General features: G+C 30.5%; 20 protein-coding genes and 1 other annotated feature. Of the genes, 18 read left to right on the forward strand and 2 right to left on the reverse strand.

What is annotated here, in order from left to right:
* Positions 1–11 precede the first annotated feature (11 nt).
* From urtC to J2Z42_RS04920, 16 genes are all read left to right on the forward strand, one after another.
* On the forward strand, positions 12–1,052 hold the full coding sequence (gene urtC / locus J2Z42_RS04845; protein WP_209701391.1) for an urea ABC transporter permease subunit UrtC: 1,041 nt from the start codon (positions 12–14) through the stop codon (positions 1,050–1,052).
* On the forward strand, positions 1,053–1,811 hold the full coding sequence (gene urtD, locus J2Z42_RS04850; RefSeq protein ID WP_209701393.1) for an urea ABC transporter ATP-binding protein UrtD: 759 nt from the start codon (positions 1,053–1,055) through the stop codon (positions 1,809–1,811).
* Positions 1,804–2,496, forward strand: coding sequence for an urea ABC transporter ATP-binding subunit UrtE (gene urtE, locus J2Z42_RS04855; RefSeq protein ID WP_209701395.1), 693 nt, complete (start codon positions 1,804–1,806; stop codon positions 2,494–2,496). The genes urtD and urtE overlap by 8 nt, the downstream gene beginning before the upstream one ends.
* A 40-nt stretch (positions 2,497–2,536) precedes the next feature.
* Entirely contained in the window at positions 2,537–2,839 is a 303-nt protein-coding gene (gene ureA, locus J2Z42_RS04860) for an urease subunit gamma (protein WP_209701397.1), read from the forward strand.
* A gap of 30 nt (positions 2,840–2,869) precedes the next feature.
* On the forward strand, positions 2,870–3,250 hold the full coding sequence (ureB, locus tag J2Z42_RS04865; RefSeq protein ID WP_209701399.1) for an urease subunit beta: 381 nt from the start codon (positions 2,870–2,872) through the stop codon (positions 3,248–3,250).
* Positions 3,240–4,958, forward strand: coding sequence for an urease subunit beta (ureB, locus tag J2Z42_RS04870; protein WP_209701401.1), 1,719 nt, complete (start codon positions 3,240–3,242; stop codon positions 4,956–4,958). The genes ureB (J2Z42_RS04865) and ureB (J2Z42_RS04870) overlap by 11 nt, the downstream gene beginning before the upstream one ends.
* 23 nt (positions 4,959–4,981) lie before the next feature.
* Entirely contained in the window at positions 4,982–5,431 is a 450-nt protein-coding gene (gene ureE, locus J2Z42_RS04875) for an urease accessory protein UreE (protein WP_209701403.1), read from the forward strand.
* The gene (locus J2Z42_RS04880; RefSeq protein WP_209701405.1) at positions 5,394–6,110 is read left to right on the forward strand and encodes an urease accessory protein UreF; all 717 of its coding nucleotides are present in this window, start codon (positions 5,394–5,396) and stop codon (positions 6,108–6,110) included. Before ureE ends, J2Z42_RS04880 begins: the two co-directional genes overlap by 38 nt.
* Positions 6,111–6,130: 20 nt before the next feature.
* Positions 6,131–6,739: an urease accessory protein UreG gene (gene ureG / locus J2Z42_RS04885; RefSeq protein ID WP_209701407.1), complete on the forward strand. Its 609-nt coding sequence runs from the start codon at positions 6,131–6,133 to the stop codon at positions 6,737–6,739.
* Positions 6,739–7,518, forward strand: a complete 780-nt coding sequence (locus J2Z42_RS04890) for an urease accessory protein UreD (RefSeq protein WP_209701409.1) — start codon at positions 6,739–6,741, stop codon at positions 7,516–7,518. The genes ureG and J2Z42_RS04890 overlap by 1 nt, the downstream gene beginning before the upstream one ends.
* Positions 7,519–7,602: 84 nt before the next feature.
* Positions 7,603–9,231, forward strand: a complete 1,629-nt coding sequence (locus tag J2Z42_RS04895) for an N-acetylmuramoyl-L-alanine amidase (protein WP_209701411.1) — start codon at positions 7,603–7,605, stop codon at positions 9,229–9,231.
* Positions 9,232–9,313: 82 nt separating this feature from the next.
* Positions 9,314–9,538 (forward strand) — a binding site (T-box leader).
* A 68-nt stretch (positions 9,539–9,606) separates the two neighbouring features.
* Positions 9,607–12,711 (forward strand): isoleucine--tRNA ligase, encoded by a 3,105-nt coding sequence (ileS, locus tag J2Z42_RS04900; RefSeq protein WP_209701413.1) that lies wholly within the window; start codon positions 9,607–9,609, stop codon positions 12,709–12,711.
* Positions 12,712–12,904: 193 nt separating this feature from the next.
* Positions 12,905–13,906: a LacI family DNA-binding transcriptional regulator gene (locus J2Z42_RS04905; protein ID WP_209701415.1), complete on the forward strand. Its 1,002-nt coding sequence runs from the start codon at positions 12,905–12,907 to the stop codon at positions 13,904–13,906.
* A gap of 41 nt (positions 13,907–13,947) precedes the next feature.
* Positions 13,948–14,559, forward strand: a complete 612-nt coding sequence (locus J2Z42_RS04910) for a DedA family protein (RefSeq protein ID WP_209701417.1) — start codon at positions 13,948–13,950, stop codon at positions 14,557–14,559.
* 214 nt (positions 14,560–14,773) lie between these two features.
* Complete coding sequence (locus J2Z42_RS04915) at positions 14,774–18,874, forward strand: PDDEXK-like endonuclease domain-containing protein (protein ID WP_209701419.1); 4,101 nt, start codon at positions 14,774–14,776, stop codon at positions 18,872–18,874.
* A 164-nt stretch (positions 18,875–19,038) separates the two neighbouring features.
* Entirely contained in the window at positions 19,039–20,106 is a 1,068-nt protein-coding gene (locus J2Z42_RS04920) for a mannose-1-phosphate guanylyltransferase (protein WP_209701421.1), read from the forward strand.
* Between the two features lie 45 nt (positions 20,107–20,151).
* Here J2Z42_RS04920 and J2Z42_RS04925 read toward each other — a convergent pair whose 3' ends face one another.
* Together J2Z42_RS04925 and J2Z42_RS04930 are read right to left on the reverse strand one after the other, a co-directional pair.
* A complete protein-coding gene (locus tag J2Z42_RS04925; RefSeq protein WP_209701423.1) occupies positions 20,152–20,406 on the reverse strand; it encodes a GIY-YIG nuclease family protein in 255 nt (84 codons plus the stop codon).
* A gap of 26 nt (positions 20,407–20,432) precedes the next feature.
* A complete protein-coding gene (locus tag J2Z42_RS04930) occupies positions 20,433–21,047 on the reverse strand; it encodes a DNA-3-methyladenine glycosylase (RefSeq protein ID WP_209701425.1) in 615 nt (204 codons plus the stop codon).
* A gap of 167 nt (positions 21,048–21,214) precedes the next feature.
* Between J2Z42_RS04930 and larC the strand changes: the two genes are divergently transcribed.
* Entirely contained in the window at positions 21,215–22,459 is a 1,245-nt protein-coding gene (gene larC / locus J2Z42_RS04935; protein WP_245331492.1) for a nickel pincer cofactor biosynthesis protein LarC, read from the forward strand.
* 24 nt (positions 22,460–22,483) lie between these two features.
* Complete coding sequence (larB, locus tag J2Z42_RS04940) at positions 22,484–23,233, forward strand: nickel pincer cofactor biosynthesis protein LarB (protein ID WP_209701427.1); 750 nt, start codon at positions 22,484–22,486, stop codon at positions 23,231–23,233.
* Positions 23,234–23,360: the final 127 nt, after the last annotated feature.

The raw sequence follows: 23,360 nt of genomic DNA on the forward strand, positions 1-23,360 counted from the left end.
AGTGAAATTTTATGATAAAAAAATTTTTAAAATCGAAGGATACATTAATTTTCAGTATTGTGGTCATTATATTAGTAGCGGCACCATTTAATTTATCTGATTTCAGAATGAATCTTTTAGGAAAGTTTATTTGCTATGCTATAGTTGCAATTGGAATAGATTTAATTTGGGGGTATACAGGTATACTAAGTCTTGGTCAGGGAGTTTTCTTTGGACTAGGAGCATATTGTATGGCAATGTATTTAAAATTGAATTCTTCAAATGGTAAACTGCCAGATTTCATGGATTGGAGTGGACTTACTAAGTTGCCAGAATTTTGGAAACCATTCAACAGTCCCGTTTTTGCAATTATAATGGCTATATTAGTTCCTGTAGCAATTGCTTTTCTTTTAGGATATTTTACATTTAGAAATAGAATAACAGGTGTTTATTTTTCTATACTGTCGCAGGCATTGTCTATAATTTTTGGAGTTATTTTTGTGGGACAACAATCTGTAACTGGAGGATCAAATGGTATTACTAATTTTGACAAAATATTTGGTTTCTCACTTAAAAGTCCTAGTGTAAAGGCAGGATTATATTATATATCGCTCGCATTTTTAATATTTACATTTATAGTTTGCAAACTTATTGCAAAGGGAAGATTAGGAAGAATTCTCATAGCAATAAGAGATGGAGAAAATAAATTAAGATTCGAAGGATATAATCCAACTACATACAAAGTTTTTGTTTACTGCTTATCAGCAGCTTTTGCTGGTATAGCTGGGGCACTTTTCGTTGGACAGGTTGGCATAATAACTCCAGATGAGATGGGAATAGTTGCATCTATAGAAATGGTAATATGGGTAGCTGTAGGTGGAAGAGGAACAATAGTAGGTGCTGTAATTGGTACTCTTATTATGAATATTATAAAAACAGGAGTAAGTGAAAATTTTCCTAGCGTATGGTCTTATTTCTTAGGAGCAATTTTTATAATAGTAGTAGTATTTTTGCCAGGAGGAATTATGGGAATTTTTAAAAATATATTTAGGTTTAGAAAAGAGGCGGCTTAAATGAAAAATAATAGTATTTTGGACATTGAAGGCATAAGTGTTGATTTTCAAGGCTTTAAAGCATTAACCGACGTTAATATAAGTGTAAAATATAATGAAATACATTTTTTAATAGGACCTAATGGTGCAGGAAAAACAACTTTACTGGATATAATATGCGGAAAAACTAGAGCTACATCAGGAAAGATTTTATTTAAGGGCAGTGATATTAGAAAGAAAAAAGAATATGAGATAAACAGGATTGGCATAGGAAGAAAATTTCAAGCACCTTCTGTATTTGTAAACTTAACGGTTTATGAAAATATGGAACTTGCGGTTAAACAAAATAGAGGAATTATGTCAATTATCCTTTCTAGTATTTCATATGAACAGAAAAAGAAGATAATGGATATTCTTAATACTATAAATTTATTTTCTGAGATGGATAAATTGGCAGGATCTCTTTCTCATGGACAAAAACAATGGCTTGAGATAGGAATGCTATTAGTTCAGGAACCTGAATTGTTACTTTTGGATGAGCCTGTAGCAGGCATGGGAAAAAGTGAGACTCAGAAAACTGGGGAGCTTTTAAAAAAGATAAGTAAGAAATGTTCTATACTCATAGTAGAACATGATATGGAGTTTGTAAGAAACTTTGCAGATACTGTAAGTGTATTACATGAAGGCAAGAATTTATGTGAAGGTTCTGTAGAAAAAGTTCAAAGTGATCCAAGAGTTATGGAAGTATATATAGGTAGAGGAAGTGAAAAGAGTGCTTAAAATAAAAGATTTAGATGCCTATTATGGTGAAAGTATAATACTTAGAAAAATATGTTTTGATGTGAAACCAGGCCAGGTAGTTGGATTAGTTGGAAGAAATGGAGTTGGAAAAACTACATTTTTAAAAAGTATAATGGGACTTGTAGCAACACCCTATGGAGAAATATCTTTCAATGATAAAAATATAATAAAAGAAATTTCTTATAAAAGGGCAAAAATGGGAATAGGATATGTTCCTCAAGGTAGAGAGATATTTCCTCAACTGACTGTATATGAAAATTTGATACTTGGATTGGAAGTATGTGATGGGAAAGGTCAGATAGATGATGAAATATTTACACTTTTTCCGGTTTTAAAAGATATGCTAAGTAGAAAGGGTGGAGACTTAAGTGGAGGACAACAGCAGCAACTTGCGATAGCTAGGGCATTAGTTTCAAAACCTCATATACTTATTTTGGATGAACCTACAGAAGGAATACAACCATCCATAATTAAGGATATAGGAAGAGTTATAAAAATGCTGAAGGAAAAAGGAAATATGTCTATACTGCTTGTTGAACAATACTTGGACTTTGTTCTTGATCTTGCAGATTATATATATATTATGGAAAAGGGAGAGATAGTGGAAAAGGGTGCTATTGATGAAATTGATAAAGATAATATTAAAAAGAAAATGGCAATATAACAAAAATAAAATTTTCATAGGCACGTTGGAGGTATAAATTATGTACTTAACTCAAAAAGAAATGGAAAAGCTTATGCTTCATTATGCAGGTGAGTTAGCTAAGGAAAGAAAAAATAGGGGATTAAAACTTAATTATCCAGAGGCAATTGCACTTATTTGTTCAGAACTTATGGAGGCCGCTCGAGATGGAAAAAGTGTTACTGAATTAATGCAATACGGAGCTAAAATACTTACTGAGGATGATGTGATGGAAGGTATACCTGAAATGATAGAGCAAGTCCAGGTTGAAGCTACTTTCCCAGATGGTACTAAATTAGTGACTGTTCATAATCCTATAAGATAAATTATTTTATAAAATTGGAGGTAATTTTAAGTGATACCGGGTGAGATTATTCTTAAAGATGAGGATATTATTTTAAATGAAGGAAGAAAAACACTAAGTATAATTGTGGCTAATAAGGGAGATAGACCTATTCAGGTAGGTTCACATTTCCACTTTTTTGAAGTGAATAAATGCCTTGAATTTCATAGAGCAGAGGCTTTTGGAATGAGGCTTGATATACCTTCAGGTACAGCTGTCCGTTTTGAACCGGGAGAAGAGAAAAAAGTTCAGCTTACAGAAATTGGAGGAAATAAATTTGTTAAAGGATTAAATGGTTTGACAAATGGATATTTGACTGCTTTAAACAAAGAAGCTAGTTTGAAAAAAGCTTTTAATCTTGGATTTAAGGGAGTGACGAAAGATGAGCTTTAAAATTTCAAGGAGAGATTATGTAAATATGTATGGCCCTACAACTGGAGATAAAATAAGGCTTGCAGATACGGATCTAATAGTTGAGGTTGAAAAAGACTATACGGTGTATGGAGATGAATGCAAATTTGGAGGTGGCAAAACGCTTAGAGACGGCATGGGTCAATCTGCAAGAAATATAAGAGATGAAGGTGTACTTGATCTTGTTATAACAAATGCACTTATTATTGACTACACTGGAATATATAAAGCGGATATAGGTATAAAAGATGGCAAAATAGCAGGCATAGGTAAAGCTGGAAACAAAGATATTATGGATGGTGTAGATGAAAATATGATTGTAGGAGCTTCTACTGAAGCACTTGCAGGAGAAGGGCTTATAGTAACGGCAGGCGGAATAGATAGTCATATTCATTTTATATCACCACAGCAAATAGAAACAGCACTATACAGTGGAATAACAACAATGCTAGGAGGTGGCACAGGACCAGCAGATGGAACTAACGCAACTACATGTACAACTGGATCATGGTATATACAAAAAATGATAGAATCAGCAGAAGGATTTCCTATGAACCTTGGCTTTTTAGGAAAAGGGAATTGTTCTACAGAAGAAACTCTTTCGGAACAAATAGAAGCAGGAGCTATTGGACTTAAACTTCATGAAGATTGGGGAAGTACGCCAAATGCTATAGATACATGTCTTAATGTAGCGGATAAATATGATGTTCAGGTGGCTATACATACAGATACATTGAATGAAGGCGGATTTGTAGAAGATACTATGAATGCCATAGGTGGTAGGACTATTCATACGTATCATACAGAGGGTGCTGGTGGGGGGCATGCACCTGATATAATGAGAGCGGCTGCTTATCCTAATGTGCTTCCATCATCTACTAATCCCACAAGGCCTTTTACAGTCAATACTATAGATGAACATCTTGATATGCTCATGGTATGTCATCATTTGGACAGCAAAGTTCCAGAGGATGTTGCTTTTGCAGATTCCAGAATAAGACCTGAAACTATAGCGGCTGAGGATATACTTCATGATTTGGGTGTTTTTAGTATGCTAAGTTCTGATTCTCAGGCAATGGGGAGAGTTGGGGAAGTTATAATGAGAACCTGGCAGACAGCAGATAAAATGAAAAAGCAAAGAGGATTTTTGAAAGAAGAAAAAGGGGAAAATGATAACTTTAGAGTAAAAAGATATATATCAAAATATACAATAAATCCAGCTATAACGCATGGAATATCAAAATATGTAGGTTCTGTTGAAATTGGCAAATTTGCAGATTTAGTTCTATGGAAACCATGTATGTTTGGAGTAAAACCTGAAATGATTATAAAGGGCGGATTTATAACAGCATCTAAAATGGGAGATGCCAATGCATCTATTCCAACACCAGAACCTGTCATGTATAAGAATATGTTTGGTGCATTTGGAAAAGCTAGAGCTAAAACATCTATAACATTTGTATCAAAAGCATCTATTGAGAATGGAAATATAGCTAAAATGAATTTAGATAAGATTGTATATCCAGTAGAAAATTGCAGGATAATAGGTAAAAAAGATATGGTATTTAACAGTGAACTTCCAACTATAGAAGTAGATCCCGAAACTTATGAAGTTAAGATAAATGGAAAGACTATAACCTGTGATCCAATAAAGAAAGTTGCATTGGCTCAGAGATATTTTCTATTTTAGTTTTTAAGTTAGGAGAGTAAATTATGATAATAAATAAAATATTAGGTAATAGACATGACTTTGATTTGAAAAACAAGAATATAGATACTGTGAATATAGAATGGTATGAAGTAAATAAGAAAATACTTAGAAAGACAAGTAAATTAGGAAAAGAAATAGGAATGTCTTTTGAAAAGCCACAAAAACTAAATGATGGTGATGTATTGTACATGAATGAAAAAGAAGCAATCTTAATTAATATACCAGAGAGTGAAGCAATAGTTATTGAACCTAAAAGCATGATTGATATGGGAAAAGCATGTTATGAAATTGGAAATCAACATATACCTATTTTTCTTGAGGAAGATAGTGTAATTGTTCCATATGAGGAACCTATAATGAAACTATTGGATAAAAGAGGCTTCGCTCCTAAAAGGGTTTTAAAGAAGCTTGTAAATGGATTGGAGTGTCATAAGCATCATCATGTACACTAATAAAATTTTTACTTTACTTCAAATAGCAGATTCTATATTTCCTATAGGTGCTTATACCCAGTCAAATGGTCTTGAAACTTATGTTCAAAATGGAATAGTCAAAGACAGTAAAAGTGCTAAGAAGTATCTTTGGAATATGCTTTCATATGGGATTATGTATACTGATGCTTTGGCATTAAAACTTTCTTATGAGTGTACACAAAAAAAGGATATAGAAGGATTAAAAAATTTAGATAATATGCTCTATGCATTAAAAGCACCTAAAGAAATAAAAAGTGGCAGTGCAAAAATGTGCGGCAGATTTTTAAAACTGGTGGAAAAGTTTGAAAAGAAAGATATGCTTTTGAAATATCACGAACTTATAAGGAACAATGAATGTTTTGGTCAGCACAGTATAGTATTTGGAATGTTTTGCTCTGAATATGGAATAGATAAAGATGAGAGTATAAGTGCATATTTATATAATATAGCTTCATGTATTGTAAATAATTGCGTCAAACTTATTCCTCTGGGTCAGGTAGAAGGACAGATTATTTTATATGAAAGCAGTGAATTATTAAAAGATATGCTTGAGAAAATAAACTGTTTAAGTTCAGATGATCTTGGCAGATGTACTATAGGATTTGATATTAGAGCTATGCAGCATGAAAACTTGTATTCAAGATTATATATGTCATAATTCAAGGAAAGGTGAAAAGTATGAGTTACGTTAGAATAGGGATAGCAGGACCTGTTGGCTCGGGAAAGACTGCACTTATAGAGAGGCTTACGAGAGAAATGAGCAGAGATTATAGTATAGGTGTAGTAACTAATGATATATACACTAAAGAAGATGCGGAGTTTTTAACAAAAAATAGTGTCCTACCAAAAGAAAGAATAATAGGAGTTGAAACAGGAGGATGTCCACATACAGCCATAAGAGAGGATGCATCTATGAATCTTGAAGCTGTGGAAGAACTTGTTCAAAAATTCCCGGATATAGAGATAGTATTTATAGAAAGCGGAGGGGATAATCTATCTGCAACATTTAGCCCTGAACTCGCCGATTCAACTATATACGTTATAGATGTTTCAGAGGGTGACAAGATTCCAAGAAAGGGAGGCCCGGGAGTAACACGTTCAGACCTTTTAGTAATAAACAAAATTGATTTGGCACCTTATGTTGGGGCCAGTCTTGAAGTTATGGACAGGGATTCAAAAAAAATGAGAGGGGAAAAACCGTTTATATTTACTAATCTTAATGAGAAAAAAGGGCTGGGAGATGTAATAAAATGGATTAAAAAGAATGCCCTTTTGGAAGGTGTATAATGAATCGCTATGGTAAAAAGAGCATATTACAGATAGAAACAAAAGTTAAAAATAATAAAACTATATTAAGTGACAGTTATTTTACATCGCCACTTAAGATTTTAAAGCCATTTTATAACAATGATAATTCTATGATGAAATTATGCATTATAAATGTATCGGCAGGAGTTTTGAGCGGAGATGATTATTCAATTAATGTAAATATGAATAAAGACTCTTGCCTGGAGCTTTATTCACAATCTTATACAAAGATTTTTAAAATGAAAAATGAATGTGCATATCAAAAGATAGATGTAAATATGGAAGAAAACTGTACTTTAGCATATATGTTAAAGCCGCTTATGCCATTTAAAGAATCAAACTTTAAACAAGACATGAATATAAGAATGCGTAAAAATTGCAATTTAATATTTAGAGAAATAATATCTTGCGGAAGATATAAGAGAAATGAAATTTTTGATTTCGACAGTTTTATATCAAAATTAAAGATATTTTATAATGATAAAATAGTATTTATGGATAATACTTTTTTAAAACCTGAGGAACAGGAAATAAAAAGTATAGGTCTTTATGGAGAATATACCCACCAGGCAAATATGATTATAATAGGAAAAAGAGTGGATGAAAAATTAAGGATAAAATATATGTCTATATTAAAATCCTACACTAATATAGAATTTGGAATAAGTTTAAGTTTTAAGTTTGGTATGATAATTAGGATTCTCGGAAAAAATTCAGAACATCTTATTGAAATTACAGATGCAATTTATAAAGCTTAGAGTATAATTTTAGTAAATTTTATATTATAATATAAAATGATATATTTGATTTATTGGAAAAATTTTAGGTGAAGAGGTGGTTATTTGAAAAAGAGTGCTTTTTATATTATTGCATCTTTAAGTTTTTTATTTGTTTTTACTATTCTTTTTAAAATTAATCCAGTATATGCTGCAAAAAGTTATAATGGAAGCAATATAGGCAGCAATGTAGAAATCAATAAAACCTGGAAAATAAGTTTTAACAAGGAGCTGGATAAAAGTACGATAAATGAATCTAGTATAATTGTAACAGACTCTAGTGGAAATACTGTTCCTGTTAAAATAAATATTGAGGATAATGGGTGTGTGGTTGATGTTACTCCTCAAGGCAATTATAAATATGGACAAGCATATTCTGTAACTGTCAAAAGTGGAATTAAAACATCTAATGGTGATACTTTAAAAAGTGATACGAAAATGGAATTTTCAACTAGAACAAACCAATCTACTAATAACAAATATACTGTGACTATTGATGCTGCACATGGAGGCTCGGATAATGGAAATGTGTCAGCTTCTGGCATAAAAGAAAAAGATATAGATTTATCTGTAGCTTTAAAAACAGGAAAAATACTTGAACAGAATGGAGTAAATGTAGTTTATACAAGAAAAAATGACAGCATTAGTTGGAGCGAGGAAAATGATATTCAATCACGTATTGACATATCAAATAAGGCTAATTCCAATGAATTTGTAAGTATACGCGCAAATACTTATCCTGACAATACTAATGTAAAAGGTATAGAAACATATTATTCTACTACAAATTCAGATTCTAAAACAGTAGCTGACGATATCCAAAAACAGCTTATAGCATCTACTGGTTCATCAGACAGGGGAACTAAAGAATCACTGCCACAACATAAAATATTAAGTGGAAATAATGCACCCTCTGTTATGGTGGAGTTGGGATTTATAACTAATGAAAGTGAGAGCAAATTAATGAATTCACAGGACTTTCAGGATAAAAGTGCAAAGGCTATTGCAAATGGTATTTTGGCTTCTTTAAATGTTATAGGAAAAAATCAAACGAATGCACAACCTAGTAAACCTACACCAGTAACACCTGCACCAAGTAAATCTGATTCTCAAACTCCATCTGATGGAAACGGACCTACAATTGTAATTGATCCAGGACATGGAGTAGGACAAGATGTAGGCTCAGAAGGAAATGGGTACCAGGAAGATGATGTAACGTTAAATGTAGCTTTAAAAACTGGTGAAATATTAAAACAAAAAGGGGTAAATGTAATTTATACACGAACTGAAGATGAACGTAAGACAAGCTCTTTAAATGTAACTCAGAGTCTACAAAGAAGATGTGATACTGCAAACAATTCATCAGCAAAATTTATGGTGGCAATTCATACCAATGCTTTTGATTCACCAGATGCAGAAGGAACAGAAACATTATATTATACTGGAAATAGCGAAGGGGAAAGAATTGCAACACTTATTCAAAACAGCCTTGTGAGTCATCTTGGAACATATGATAGAGGGCTTAAAGATGGCAGTTGGCTATATATAACAAGAAATACCAAAATGACTACAGTTCTAACTGAACTTGGATTTTTGACAAATTCGAAAGATGCATCTATTCTTGGAACTGAAAGTGGAAGAGAAAAAGCAGCTGAAGGTTTAGCTGAAGGAATATTAAAAGCTTTAGGAATTTAACAAAAATCCATGAAATAATTTGACAATGAAAAATGGGTATAATATAATAAGAAGAAATTGAATACTATGTTTTAATTGTATGATAAAAGTTTTGAACAGGAAGAGTATTTAAGTTTTTGTTATAAAAAGAGAGCAAACGTTATGGTGGAAAGTTGCAGAAAAGCTTAAAGAAAATCACCTGGGAGCTGAAGATCTGAACAATATTATCTAGTAAGTTTTTTCGTAATTCTGCGTTAAAGAATAGAGTATGTTTTTGATTTCAAAATTTACCCATAGGTGGTACAGCGAATTTAACTTCGTCCTATTTTAGGATGAAGTTTTTGTTTTTGGAAAATAATGTATTTATATATAGTGTATATAGAGAGGAGTAAAATTATGTATAAAAAAATTGACAATTCTAAAAGCTTTGTTGAAAGAGAAAAAGATGTAATAGACTTTTGGAAAAAGAATAAAATAGTTGAAAAAAACTTTGACTTAAATAAAGATGGAGAGTATTTCACCTTTTATGATGGTCCACCAACTGCAAACGGCAACCCGCATATAGGTCACGTTTTAACCAGGGTTATGAAAGATTTTATAATAAGATATAAAGTTATGAAGGGTTATAATGTTTTGAGAAAAGCAGGCTGGGATACTCACGGACTGCCAGTAGAACTTGAAGTAGAAAAAAGTCTTGGAATATCAGGCAAACCACAGATAGAGCAATATGGTGTGGAAAAATTTATAAAAAAATGTAAGGACAGTGTTTTTACATACATATCACAATGGAGGGAAATGTCAGATAGAATAGGATTCTGGGTAGACATGGATAATCCATATGTTACTTATCATAATGATTACATAGAATCTGAATGGTGGGCATTAAAGAAGATATGGGATAAAGGATTATTGTATAAAGGATATAAAGTAGTACCTTACTGTCCAAGATGTGGAACAGCACTTTCTTCACATGAAGTTTCTCAAGGTTATAAGGATGTAAAAGAAACATCAGTATATGTTAAATTCAAGCTTAAAAATGAAGATAAGTATATGCTTGCATGGACAACAACTCCATGGACACTTCCAAATAACATGGCTCTTGCAATAAATAAGGCTTATGATTATGTAGAAGTAATAAACAAAGGACAGCATCTTATACTTGCAGAGGCTCTTCTTGGAAAACTGGAAGAAGAGTATGAAGTAGTTAGGAAATTTAAGGGTGAGGAACTATTAGGTCTTGAATATGAGCCAATATTTAATTTCGTAAAATATGAAGGAAAAGCTCATTATGTTATACATGGAGATTATGTAACACTTACAGATGGTACTGGTATAGTTCATACAGCTCCTGCTTTTGGTGAAGATGATAGTAATATATGTAAAAAATATGATATACCTGTAGTTAATTCGGTAGATACACAGGGTAGATTTAAAGAAGAGGTTACACCCTGGAAAGGATTGTTTGTTAAAGATGCAGATCCTAAGATAATAGAATATTTAAAAGAAAAGAATATCCTATATAAACCAGAGAAGTTTACTCATTCATATCCATTCTGCTGGAGATGTGATACTCCACTTTTGTATTATCCAAGAGATACTTGGTTTATCAGAATGTCTTCTGTAAGGGATAAACTTGTTAAAAATACAAATAGTACTAACTGGTATCCGGACAATATAAGAACAGGAAGATTTGGAAACTTTGTAGAGAATGTAATAGATTGGGGTTTAAGCAGAGAGAGATACTGGGGTACACCACTTCCAATATGGGAATGTGAATGTGGTCATAGAGAATGTATTGGAAGTATAGAAGAACTTAAGGAAAAAGGAATTAATGTACCTGAAAATATAGAACTTCATAAGCCATATATAGATGAAGTCAAATTGAAATGTCATCATTGTGGAAAAGAAATGACAAGAGTAAAAGATGTAATAGACTGCTGGTTTGATTCAGGATCTATGCCATTTGCACAACATCATTATCCTTTTGAGAACAAGGAATTATTTGAAAAGAACTTCCCGGCAGAATATATAACAGAAGCAGTAGATCAGACAAGAGGATGGTTCTATACACTTATGGCAATATCAACAGTTTTATTTGATAGAAGTCCATTTGAAAATTGTATGGTACTTGGTCATGTTTTAGATAAACATGGACTTAAAATGTCAAAGCATAAAGGAAATGTACTTAGTCCAACTGTAGTTCTTAACAATGAAGGAGCAGATGCATCAAGATGGTATTTCTATACATCAAGTGCTCCATGGCTTCCATCTAGATTTTATGAGGAAGCAGTACAGGATACTCAAAGAAAATTCCTTGGAACATTATGGAACATTTATTCTTTCTATGTACTATATGCTGATTTAGATAAATTTAATCCATTTGAGCATAAGGACTTTGTATCCAGTAATATAATGGATAAATGGATATTATCCAAGTTGAATTCTTTAATAAAAGATACAGAATATCATCTTGACCATTATGAAGTAACTCAAGCAGCAATAAATATTGGTGATTTTGTGGATACTCTTTCAAACTGGTATGTAAGGGTAAACAGACAAAGATTTTGGAGTTCAGAATTAACAGAAGACAAAATAGGTGCATACAGTACTCTTTATAAAGTGCTTACTAAATTAACAGTGGTTGCAGCACCATTTGTTCCATTTATGACAGAAGAAATCTATAATAATCTGGTAGTAAATATAGACAAAAATGCTCCTAAAAGTGTACATTTGTGCAGATGGCAGGAGGCAGATGACAGTGTTATAGATAAACAACTTGAGAGTGATATGGATGAAGCATATAAAATAGTTAAGCTTGGAAGAAGCGCTAGAAATACAGCTAATATAAAAAATAGGCAGCCACTTCTAGAAATGCTTGTAAGTTCAAAAACTCTTCCAGATTATTATGGAAATATAATAAAAGAAGAGCTTAATGTTAAGAAGATAGAATTTGGTGCTGATTTATCTAAATATGTTAATTTTGACATAAAGCCAAATCTTCCAGTACTAGGTAAAAAGTATGGCAAACTTATACCTGAGATAAGGAAACAAATATCCTCTATAAATCAAATGGAACTTGCCGGAAAAATAAATAAAGGTGAGGTTGTTAATATATCTGTTAAAGGTGAAAGTATTGAACTTAATTCCGACAATGTACTTGTAACAATGAAGGGACTTAAAGGATTTGCATTCGCAGGAGAAGGAACAGTTGGAATAGTTCTTGAAACTACAATAACAGATGAGTTGAAGGAAGAAGGAAATTTGAGGGAGATATTAAGTAAAATCCAGAATCTGAGAAAAGAAAGCGGATTTGAAGTCGCAGATAAGATAAAGCTCTATGTTTCTGGAAACAGTTATCTTGAAGGTATAATTAAAAAATTTGAAGATCAGATAAAGAAAGAGACACTATCCACAGAAATAGCTTATAATGATGATAAGAAATATAATGATTATAAGATAAATGGAGAAAATTTTAAAATTGCAGTAGAATTAATTAAATAATTAAAAAATAAATTTGTATATTATGTTACAATATAAAGCAAGTTGCTGTTAAAGAGTAGCTTGCTTTATGTAGCAATACATATTTAAAGAGTAATATATTGTGAATTTGGTAAAAATAATATAAAACTAACTTGTAATAGTTTAATTTTATAAGTATAATTATAAAAAGAAATAGTATCGGTAGGTGATAAAGATGGCGGCATCAATTAAGGATGTAGCTAAAGAGGCAGGAGTTTCTATAGCTACAGTTTCAAGAGTATTAAATGATGTAGACGTTGTAAATGAAGAGACTAAAAGAAAAGTAGTAGAGGCTATAAACAAATTGGGTTACAGACCTAATATAATTGCTAGAAGTCTTAAAACGCAGAGAACTAAGACAGTAGGAATAGTAATACCTGACATATCAAATCAATTTTATCCTGAAATCGTAAGGGGAGCAGAAGATGTAGCTAATATATATGACTATAATATAATGCTTTGTAATACTGATCTTGATTTTGAAAAGGAAATGGAATATTTAAGGGTTTTAAAAGAAAAGATGGTTGATGGAGTATTGTATATGAGTGCTTCACTTGAACCTTCTATATTGGAACTTATAAAACAGCTTCAATTTCCTATGGTTTTAGTAGAAACTGCAAACAAAGCAGGTGATATTCCAAGTGTTACTATTGATAATGAAAAAGCTGCATTTGATGGAGTAAAGTATTTGATAGACAAGGGAAATAAAAAAATAGCATATATAGGTGTACATGAAGATGAAGCAAATGCTAATGCACTAAGATATATAGGCTATAAAAATGCACTTAAAGAGAACGGCATAGAAGTTAATACAAATATTACGTATTTTGGAGGCTTGAAAGCAAAAGACGGATACAAAGGAATGAGTAAAATACTTGATAATGATGATAATATAGATTCAGTATTTTGTTGTAGTGATGAAGTTGCTATGGGTGCTATAAATGCACTTAGAGATAGAAATATAAATGTGCCGGAAGATGTTGATGTAATAGGCTTTGGCAATATATATTCTGCATCTATATTTTATCCTAAAATAACTACAGTTGCCCAACCAATGTATGATATGGGTTCTGTAGGAATGAGAATGCTTATAAAGATGATAAATAAGCAGCCAACAGATAGTAAAAGTTATGTATTAGATTATAAGCTGATTGAAAGGGATTCATGCAAAAAATAAAAATACTGTAAAGTGCGGGGACTATTGGGAAAGGAAAATTTATGGTAGAAAAATTAATAGATTTGGTCATTTTAGTACTTGATAAAACAGGTTATATTGGTACTTTTATAGCTATGGCTCTTGAAAGTGCATGTATTCCAATACCGAGTGAAGCTATATTGCCTTTCGGAGGATACTTGAGTTTTACAGAAAGGTTGAGTTTGCCACTTGTTATAGTTTTTGGTACTTTAGGTGGTACTGTTGGATCATGCTTTGCCTATTATATAGGGAGAGTTGGAGGCAGGCCGTTAGTTGAAAAATATGCAGAAAAACTTAGATTATCCAAATCTCATATTCAAAAAAGTGACTATTATTTTAACAAATATGGTGAAGGTATAGTATTTTTTTCAAGGCTTTTACCTATAATTAGAACTTTTATTTCACTTCCAGCAGGAATAAGCAAGATGAACTTTAAAAAGTTTGTAATATATACACTTATAGGTTCTACATTATGGAGTGTAGTTCTATCCTTTGCAGGATACAAAATGGGACAGAATTGGACTGCTATACACAAGTGGTTTCATTTTGCAGATATAGCTTTAATAATTATAATAATTGTGTTTATAGTATATAAGTTAGCAGCAAATTTAAAAAATAAAAAAGAAAATTTATAATATAAAAAGGAAGATTGAGTATGTTATGTGTTCAATCTTCCTTTTTTAATATAATTCTTAAAAATTATTATAAAATATTGTCACTTCAATCTGAAATTTGTTTAACGATTTTTTTGTACATTATATTTTATCATGGTATAATTTAACATAAAAGTAAGTATATTATTAAGTGGGCAAAATTAAATCGGTCTTTATATAAGCAAAGGAGGATAATATGGATTGTAGGGAGAAAGTAGAAAAAATATTTTCTTATTTGTTAAGCTTAAAAAATCTGAATGAAAAGACTATAAAGAATGTATATGATTATGATAAATTATACTGGGAAGAGGAATTTTTAAATTTATCGGGATGTGTTGTAAACAGGAACACTACAAATGATTTCTGGATAGAAATAAGTAAAAAATGTGGAAAATTGTACGATGAATTTTTCAAGCTATATCAGGAAAGTGAAAAAAGAGGAGAAGATTTTGAGATAGTATGTGGATATGGACTTATGTGCTGGAAACTAAACAATGAAAAAATAATTCATCCTGTACTTGAGACTAAAATGAGAATAGAGTTTAATGCGTTAAGAAAGGTATTTGATTTATTACCTTGCGGTAAAACTAAGTTTCAATCATCTATATTTGAAAATTTAGAAAACGTCGACATAAAAAATATTTTTAGCTTGGAAGATAAAATAAATAATATTAATCTGGATTTAAGAATTAAAGAAGAAACAAAACAAGTTCTTTTAAATATAATTTCAGAGATAAACAGTAAAGGAAAATTGGAAGACACATATTTTTCTAATAAAAAAATTAAAATAAATGATGTTCCTGTAATATATGACACTTTTGTTATTTTTGTAAGAAAAAATAACATGAAATTGTGGCAAACTGAAATAAACAACATATTAAAAGAAATAAAAAATGGATATCCTATACCTGAAACAATTAAAGCATTGGTTGGAGAAGGCAATATATCCGATGATAAAAGTAATAAGAAAAAAGATTCAGAAGATTGGGAAAAAGTATCTAAGACTGTACTCTTCCCACTTCCTGCAAATTTAGAACAAAAAGAAATAATAAAAAGAATATCAGAAAACTATGGAGTAGTTATGCAGGGACCACCGGGAACAGGAAAAAGTCATACCATAGTTAATTTGATATGTCATCTTCTTGCTTATGGCAAAAGAATACTTGTTACGAGCCAGACAGATAGGGCACTTAGAGTACTTATAAAAAAAATACCTGAAGAAATAAGACCACTTTGTATAAGCCTCCTGGGAAATGATCCAGAATCTTTTAAAAATTTAAATGAATCTGTAAGAAAGATAACAGATAATCTATCTTTAGATGCTAAAAATATAGATAATGATATAAAAATATTAAAGCATCAGTTAAATTCATGTGTAGAAAATCAAAAATTACTTTATAGAAAATTAAATCAAGCACAAATTTTAGAAAATGAAACTATAACCTATTCTGGACAAAAATATAATATGCTAGATATATCAAAATGGGTAAGAAAAAATAAAGATAAATGTTCCTGGATTTCAGATAAAATAAATACAAAAAACGATATGCCAATTTCAAGCGAAGAATTTGATTTACTTATGAACTCATTAGGTGAAGTTAGTAAAGAAAAGAAATATAATTTTGACGGCATAAAAAATATAATAAATAAGTTGCCGGAAAATGAAGAAATTAGTACTGTAATATCTAATTATAAAAAATTAAAGCCGCATTATAAAGAGTATATTTCCAATATAAAAAATTGGCATATACCTTATAAAGACAGATGCAACTACGATGAACTTTTAGAGAGTGTTTTAAATTCAAGAGATACTATAATTAAAATTAAGGATAGTGTGTGGGAAGATATTTTTAAAAGATATCATGAAAATGATGGTATAAAACAAACTTTTAAAGATTTATATTATAAATCAAGTAATTTAGTGCTTAGGATTACTAAAATATCCAATGAGCTTAGAAGTCACAGCGTTAGATTACCTGAAGATGATATAAGTAAATTTTCAAAGAACTTTGACACAATATACAAAGCAATGGACAATAAGAAAAAGATAGGAAAATTATTTAAGATACTTCATCCTGAATGTAACTATATATTTTCTAAATGCATCATAGATGATAAAAAGTTTAATAATATGGATCAGGCACTTATTGTTAAATTATTTCTTCATAAAAAAACTATTTTGAGAGAATTAAAAACAATATGGGATAATACGATGTCGGATTATGAAGGGAAGGAAACAAACGATTACGGAAATGATATATTCAAGATAGAAAGAAATTTAAAACAATTGAGAATTATAGTAAATTGGGATGAGGAATATAAATCTGATATTTTAGACAAATTAGGTAAAATAGCACTTCCTAAGGAAATAGATTGGTATTCTTTGAAAACATATGATTACTTAATTGATTGTATAAATAGTCTGAAAAATATTAATGAATATAATAAAAGCAAAGTTTATTTGGATACTTTGAAAAAGTTGATGCTATCTGTAGGAAATAATTCATACTATGAAAATGAATTGGAAGGAATGTCTTTAGACAGCATAAATAAACTTTCAAATGAATTGAAAAATATAAAAATAACTCAGAATAAGGTAAATAAAATAAATGAAGTCTTAAGTAAATTAGAGAGAATATGTCCTAATACTGTGAAAGACATAGTTAAAAATTGGGGAAAATCAAAGGATATGTATACAAATTTCTGCAAGGCATGGAAATGGTCTCAATGGAATAGTCTCCTAAATAAGTTAATCAGATTAAATCCAGAAAAAATTCAGGAAGATTTGGAAAGAGAAAAAACTACAGAAAAGATTCTTATAAAAGATTTGGTTGCTAAAAGCACATGGTATAATCAGATACTTCAAACTTCAGACACACAAAAAAGAAGTTTATTCTCGTGGATGCAGGCAGTCAAGAGAATAGGCAAAGGTAGAGGGAAAATGGTTGCAAAGTATAGAAAGATTGCTCAAAATGAAATGGAAAAATGTAAAGAAGCTATACCGGTATGGATTATGCCCTTAAATAGAGTTATCGAGAATATAAAACTTTCTAAAGATTTATTTGATGTTATTATTTTTGATGAAAGCAGTCAAAGTGACATATTTTCCTTATGTGCACTTATGAGAGCTAAAAGAGCAGTTATAGTTGGCGATGATAAACAAATAAGTCCTGAAATTATTGGAATAGATCAAAAGCTTGTTTTAAATTTAATAGACAAGTATCTTGATGGCATACCAGACAAGCAATGGTTTGATCTTCAAACAAGTCTTTATGATACGGCACTTAGGGTATTCCCAAACAGGCTTATGCTTAAGGAACATTTTAGATGTGTGCCTGAAATAATAAAATTCAGTAATGATTTAGCTTACTCTGGTGAAATAAAACCACTTAGATATCCTACTCTTAATGAAACTTTCTATCCGCCTATAAATGCAGTTAGGGTGAATGGAAAAAGGGATGCTTTAAAACCTATAAATATGATAGAGGCTGAGGCTGTGGCAGACAAAGTTGCAAACTGCTGTAAGAATGAGAAATATAATGGCATGACTATGGGAGTTATATCATTGCTTGGTGAAGCACAGGGAAATATTATAGAGAACATTCTTAAAGAAAAGATTGGAATAGAAGAGATGATAAAAAGGAGGATTATATGTGGGGATGCATATTCATTTCAAGGTGATGAAAGAGATGTAATGTTTTTATCAATGGTAATTTCAAATGATGTTAAGTTTGCACCTTTATCAAGAGATGCAGATATAAGAAGATTCAATGTAGCTTCGAGCAGAGCGAGAAATCAAATGTGGCTTTTCCACTCGGTTGATTTGAAGGACTTAAGCGAAGAATGTGTGAGATATTCTCTTTTAAATTATTGTGAAAATTACAATAAGGTTATTGTAAATAAAAACGATATAGAAGAAGTATTTCAATCCGATTTTCAAAAAGACGTTTACAATTGTATAAAAAATAAAGGATATAGTATAAGGCCAGAGATAAAGATTGGAAAATATAATATAGATTTTATGATAGAAGGCGAAAGAAACAGGGTTGCCATTATATGTTATGGCGATACTTCAAAGGAACAGTATAATTTTAAGGATACTATAGAAAGACAATTGAATTTAGAAAGGGTGGGATGGACATTTATTAGAATAAGAGCAAGTGAGTTTTATTTAGAACCAGAAATTGTAATGAATAGGGTATTTGAAAAATTAAATAACCTAGGAATGAACAAAAACATTATTAGTAATTATAATAATTCCATTGAAAATAAATTGGATGATCTCAAAGTCGTATAAGACCAGGACAAGGTATATTGAAACAAGTATATTTTTCACAACTTATATTATACAAACATATATTATAATGTGATTTATATTTATTATTGAAAATTTAAGTTTATTTAATAAAGACATCATATATAATATAAAAATATTTGCAGCAATGGTTAGGAGGTAAATACTTGTTATATGCATTGATTTTGGCTGGAGGAAAAGGTACGAGGCTTTATCCACTTTCAAGAGAAAAAAACCCGAAACAATTTCTAAAAATTATAAATAATAAAAGTTTTTTAAGAAGTACTGTAGATAGAATAATTCCTTTAGTAGATAGAAAAAATATATATGTTATTACAAACGAAGAATATATAAACAAGGTACAAAAAGAATTACCAGATATTAACAAAGATAATATATTTGCGGAACCGGAAAATAAAGAAACAGCTACATGCATTGGATTTTCAGCAGTAAAGTTGTTAAAAAAAGATCCTTCTGCCACTATGATAATTTTACCGTCAGATCATTATATTGGAAACAATAAATTGTTTATAAATACAATAAGTCAGGCATCAGAAATTGCTGAGAAAAAAAGAGGACTTGTAACCATGGGAATTAAGCCTCAAAGGGCAGAAACTGGTTATGGATATATAGAGATGGGAGAAAAAATAAATGCAGCCATAGATAGTTTTAAAGTAGAGAGGTTTTTAGAAAAACCTAATTTAGAGGTAGCTAAAGATTTGATACTCAAGGGCACCTATCTATGGAATAGTGGCATATTTGTATGGAGGGCAGATGTATTTTTGAGAGAAATGCAAAAATATCTCCCTAAAATGTATAAAAGTATGCTTGCTATTTATGAAAGCATTGATACTAGACAGGAAAATAGTACTATAGAAGAACAATATGATATGATAGACGGTATTTCAGTGGATTTTGGAATAATGCAAAAGACCAGAAAAGCTTATGTAGTTAAATGTGAATTCTTATGGGACGATATGGGAACATTTACTGCTATCGGGAGATTTTTAAGAAGATGTGGAGAAAATAATATAAAAGGAAATGTATTCCTGGAATCTAGTGAAAACTGTACTATTTTTGGAGATGAAAGGTTAATAATAGCTTTTGGAGTTAAAGACTTAATAATTATAGATTCGGATGATGTACTCCTAGTTATGGATAAAAATAGAGATCAAGAAGTAAAATATTTAGTAGATATTTTAAAGAAAAAAAATACCATGAAGAAATATTTATAACATTTAGAACAAAAAGTACAGTAGATTTAACTTGTCTGCTGTATTTTACTTTAAATTTTTATTTGATTGAATTATTTTTAATTTATTTTCTTTTGTAAGCTGTTTTATGGCATATTCACGCTGCATAGCTTGTATTTTTGAACTATATTCTTCAAAATATACCAACTTTACAGGAAGCCTTCCTCTTGTATATTTTGCTCCCTTGCCGGCATTATGAGTTTGTATTCTTTTATTTAAATTGTTTGTATATCCTGTATAAAACGTATTGTCATTACACCTTAATATGTATACATAATGCATAAAAATATCCTCTTTTTATAAATTATCTACTTATTTTTTGATACATATATATTGTTTTTTATGAAAAATCTCCATGGGTAATCTTTAGCTTCTTCGGCATAATCTATGCCTATTCTTTTTGAACTTTCTATTTCAAAATTATTAATGCTATTATCTGATATATACAATTCATCTTTACACAAGTCTAATTTATTAGCACTTCTGTCTATTGATAAAGCACTGCAAAGTTTACCAGGACCATTTGTTAAATTTTTGATCTGATATTTTGATAGTTCATCATAAGGTTTATTGAATCTATTAAGAGCAAGTGTATTCAAATTATCTAAAGGCTCCAAAGCCCTTATAAGGACTGCATTTGGTATACCTTGTTTTTCTGTTATTACATTAAAGCAGTTATACATACCATATATCATGAAAACATAAGAAATACCAGGTATGCCATACATAACCTCCGTTCTTTTAGTTCTCCTGCCTTTATAAGAATGAGCAGCTTTATCTGAAATACCTTTATATGCTTCAACTTCTACTATTTTTCCTGAAAGTATATTACCATCTGTATTGTGGATTAGTACTTTACCTAAAAGTTCTTTTGCAACTATCAAAGTGTCTCTGTTATAGAAATCCCGATTAAGTTTTACCATAAGTTTTACACTTCCTATTATGTGATGTAGTAATTATAACACAATATAATATTTTACGTAATTTTTAAAAATATATACTAAAAAAAAGAAAAAGAATTATGTTAAAATAAATATAAGAGTATATAAATTATTTATCTAAAATTTAACAGTTAGGAGAAAACGATATTATGAAGATACTTTATTATGATTGTTTTTCAGGAATAAGCGGAGATATGAATTTAGGGGCAATGATAGATGTTGGAGTAGATAAAAATTATTTGATATCGGAACTTGAAAAGTTGAAAATTAATGAATATAATATAATTATACAAAAAAATACCAAAAATGGGATTTCAGGGACTAAAGTAGATGTTGTCCTATCAGAAGAAAGCGAACATAATTTCGATCATAAACATAATGAACATGAGCATCATCACCATCATCATAGAAATTTATTTGATGTTGAAAATATTATAAATTCTAGTGAATTAACGTCAAAAGTCAAACAGATTAGCCTTCAAATTTTCAAAAAAGTGGCTGAAGCAGAATCAAAAGTTCACAATAAGCCTATAGATGAAGTACATTTTCATGAAGTAGGGGCAGTGGATTCTATAGTGGATATTGTAGGAGCGGCAATATGTTTTGACTATTTGAAAGTAGACAAAGTGTTATCATCAACCGTAGAAGTTGGATATGGATTTGTAAAATGTGCCCATGGAACTTTACCGGTACCGGCACCAGCTACAGCAGAAATACTTAAAGATATTCACGTAAAAGCTGAAGTACCTTTTGAAGCTACTACTCCTACAGGAGCAGCAATTTTATCTTACTTAGCTTCGGATTTTACGAATCTTAAAAATTTTAAAATAAATAAAGTGGGATACGGAATAGGTACAAAAGATAATGATGAAATTCCTAATGTTCTAAGAGTATTTTTAGGAGAATATACATTAAATAATCCACAAAATTCAGATGAAGATTTTAGTATGGGATTTATTAAAGATGAAATAGAAGTTATGGAATGCAATATAGATGATATGAGCTCAGAAGTGTATGAATATGTAATGAATACATTATTGGAAAACGGTGCACTGGATGTTTATTTGACACCTATAATAATGAAAAAAGGTAGACCAGCTGTAAAATTAAGTATTTTATATAGAGAAAAAGATGAAGATACTATGAGAGATATAGTTTTTATTAATACTACAACATTAGGAATTAGAAAATATTCAGTAAAAAGGGATATGCTTAAAAGAAAAACCAAAAAAGTAACTACGCCATATGGCATAGTAAATATAAAGGAAGCATATTATAAAGGGAAAAAAGTAAGAAATAAACCAGAATATGAAGATTGCAAGAAACTTGCAATTAAAAATAATGTAAGCATAGAAGAAATTAAAAAAGAAGTTATGATAAACTACAACAAATAATTTTTACAGAACAAGGTGATAAAAATGAATATGGATGATATTAAAAAATTACTTAAGAAAGTGAAAGATGGTTCTGTAGCTATAGATAATGCAGCTGATCAATTTAAAGATATATCATTTAAAGATTTAGGCTATGCAAAGATTGATAATAGCAGAGAAATGAGGGTAGGATATCCTGAGGTCATTTACTGTGCAGGCAAAACTGTAGATCAGGTAAAAGGAATAGTAGAGTTTATGATGACAAAAGGAGATAATATTCTTGGAACCAGGGCGAGTGAAGAACAATATGATGCAGTAAAGAAGATATGTCCTAAGGCAGAATACAATAAAGAAGCTAAGATTATAACTATAAAGAATAAAAAAATAAAATTATCAGATACGTATATAGCGGTGGTAACGGCTGGGACTTCTGATATTCCTGTTTCTGAGGAAGCTGCTTTAACAGCAGAAATATTTGGAGAGAAGGTTGAAAGAGTATATGATGTAGGAGTAGCTGGCATACACAGATTGTTTAGTAAATTAGATATTATAAGAGGTGCAAAAGTAGTAATTGTTATAGCAGGTATGGAAGGGGCACTTGCCAGTGTAGTAGGAGGGCTAGTTGATAAGCCTATTATAGCTGTTCCGACTAGTGTAGGCTATGGAGCTAATTTTAATGGACTTTCTGCCCTTTTATCGATGCTGAATAGTTGTGCTAGCGGGGTTAGTGTAGTCAATATTGACAATGGTTTCGGAGCTGGATATCTAGCAAGTATGATAAATAGGCTGCATTAAATAATTTTTATACTGGTTGTTAAAATATTTACTAATGTTAAAATATACTTATTTCTCATGATTTATTCTGAAAATCAAATAAACATGGCCGATGTTCTCTAATTGACTATGAATATCAAGTAATAGC

Origin of the sequence: Clostridium algifaecis, from assembly GCF_017874415.1 — a bacterium.
In the GTDB taxonomy this organism is placed as follows: Bacteria; Bacillota; Clostridia; order Clostridiales; family Clostridiaceae; genus Clostridium_B; species Clostridium_B algifaecis.